Annotated in this window: 4 protein-coding genes; 1 reads left to right on the top strand and 3 read right to left on the bottom strand. The window is 67.1% G+C overall.

From position 1 onward, the window contains the following. The first annotated feature begins 86 nt into the window (after nt 1–86). Entirely contained in the window at nt 87–488 is a 402-nt protein-coding gene (locus V6M49_RS16790) for a YccF domain-containing protein (protein ID WP_332762167.1), read from the top strand. On the opposite strand, the gene V6M49_RS16785 is transcribed toward V6M49_RS16790, so the two are convergent. The 3 genes from V6M49_RS16785 to V6M49_RS16775 form a co-directional block, all read right to left on the bottom strand. Next, nucleotides 485–919: a VOC family protein gene (locus V6M49_RS16785; RefSeq protein WP_332762165.1), complete on the bottom strand. Its 435-nt coding sequence runs from the start codon at nt 917–919 to the stop codon at nt 485–487. The genes V6M49_RS16790 and V6M49_RS16785 overlap by 4 nt on opposite strands. A gap of 59 nt (nt 920–978) precedes the next feature. Further along, complete coding sequence (locus V6M49_RS16780) at nt 979–1,848, bottom strand: DUF4031 domain-containing protein (RefSeq protein WP_332762163.1); 870 nt, start codon at nt 1,846–1,848, stop codon at nt 979–981. 57 nt (nt 1,849–1,905) lie between these two features. Then, nucleotides 1,906–2,133 (bottom strand): BBE domain-containing protein (locus V6M49_RS16775; RefSeq protein ID WP_332762162.1); only part of this gene is annotated, 228 nt, incomplete at its 5' end.

The following is a 2,133-nucleotide window of genomic DNA, read 5'->3' as shown; positions in this document are numbered from 1 at the left end:
GGGTCCAAGTTCCATGGCCGAAGATCAGGGGCCAATCAGGGCAGACCCCTACGTTTTTGTCAGACCCCGCGGGGCACAATGGACAGATGAAGACTCTGCTCAACATCATCTGGCTGGTATTCGGTGGACTCTGGCTCGCTCTGGGCTACTTCCTGGCCGGCATCATCTGCTGCCTGCTCATCGTCACCATCCCGTGGGGCATCGCGTCTTTCCGCATTGCGGCGTACACGCTCTGGCCGTTCGGGCGCATGGTGGTGGACAAGCCGGGCGGAACGGGCGTGTTGCCGCTGCTGGGGAATGTCATCTGGCTGGTGGTGGCGGGCATCTGGATCGCGATCGGCCACGTGGTCACAGCTTTTGCCATGGCGGTCACCATCATCGGCATCCCGCTGGCCATCGCCAACCTCAAGCTCATCCCGGTCAGCCTGATGCCGCTGGGCAAGCAGATCGTTCCCACTAACAGCCCGTTCGTTACCGCGTACCGTTAGCCGGCGGCATTCCCCGGGGCTTCGCTAAACCCGGGGACCAGGCCCTGGGCTTCGAGCTCCTCTGACCGGAGCGCCCGCAGCACGCAGAATTCGTTGCCGTCCGGGTCGGCCATGACCACCCAGGTCACCTCCGGCCCCTGCCCAATAGAAATGCGCGACGCGCCAAGGGCTTCCAGCCGCTGCACCTCCTCGGCCTGGTCATTCGGACGCAGGTCCAGGTGCAGCCTGTTCTTGATCTCCTTCTGCTCCGGCACCTTCACGAACAGCAGGTCCGGGCTGACGCCGTCTGCCGGGCTGCCTGCAGGGGGTTCCAGTACGATTTCGTCTTCCACCTCATAGGTGCGGCGCCAGCCCAGGGCCTTCTCCCAGAAATCGGCGGGCACTTTGGGGTCTGTGGAGTCGACGCTGACAGATTGGATGCGCAGGTTCATCCGAGCAGTCTTGCACCGGCCGGGGCGCCCGTAAAGGCTTCCGGCGGCTGCGCGAAGAGTCAGGCCAGCTCGCCCAGAAGGTTCCGGCGGGCGGCATCGAGCCACAGTTCCCGTGCGCGGTCGCTGTGGAACAAGGGGTCCAGTTCCAGCAGATGACGGACGACGGCGGCACGGCCGGCCGCGAAGTCGGCGTCGCCGATGTGCGCATAGTCTTCCCGGACGGCGGCCACATACCGGGCGTACGGCTCAGGTTCGCCGCCGAGGACTGACAGGTCCGCGTCGCAGAGGAGGGCGCCGTCGTCGTCCCCTGGTTCCGGGCGGTGGTCCGACGTCAGCCTGACCAGCCGCGCCACCTCCTCGACTTCGGCGGCCGGAAGCCCCGCATCCGTGAGGCGCTCCTCGGCGAGGCGGGCCGATTCCTCCTCGTCCTGGCCGGCGATCCCGCGGTACACGGCATCGTGGAACCAGGCTGCGAGCAGCACGGTCCGCGGCGGATCGGCGGGGTCGGTGAGCAGGTCCATGGCCTCCAAGACTGCCAGCAGGTGCGTGCAGCCGTGATACCGGCGGTGGTCCTCGCTCCAGCGGTCCAGCAGGTCCAGGAAGAGGGCGTCGTGTCCGGGCATGAGGGCTTCCCAGCGGTTCAGCAACGGGACCTTGAGGGACTTGTTCCGCTGCCGGGCGGGGATGCGCAGCCCGCTGGCGATGAGCTTTCGCACCAGGATCCGGGCTTCCACGGCGATGGCGCCCGCGGCGACGAGGTCGTCGAACCGGCGCTCGGCAACGTCGTAATGGTCGCCGTCGAACGCCCGGTCCGGGATGCCGGCCGCGGCGGCGAAGGCGTGCAGCTCCGCGAGCGACGTGTCCGAGATGAGGTGCGAAAAGTGCGTGCCGTGGGCGGGCCAGAGCGGCGGATCCAAGTAAATCGCCATGGGGGAAGTCTAGTGCGGCGGTGGTCTGCGCCGGGGCCGCCAACCGCTGCGGGCCGCTCAGGAGCCGGCCGGCAGGATGTTCTGGTTGCCCTGGAAGACGTTCCGCGGATCGAAGTCCCGCTTGACCCTTGCAAGCCGCGCATAGTTCCCGTTTCCGAACGCGGCACGGATGCGCTCCTGGCCTTCGTTGCCGATGAAATTGAGCCACACCCCGCCCGAGGCATAGGGCGCAATTTTCTGGCGGAAGTCCTTCACCCAGGCCTTGGCCAGCTCGCCTTCCTCGGG

The organism is Pseudarthrobacter sp. (assembly GCF_036675385.1).
Lineage (GTDB): Bacteria > Actinomycetota > Actinomycetes > Actinomycetales > Micrococcaceae > Arthrobacter.
This window is presented reverse-complemented; position numbering and strand designations above follow the sequence as displayed.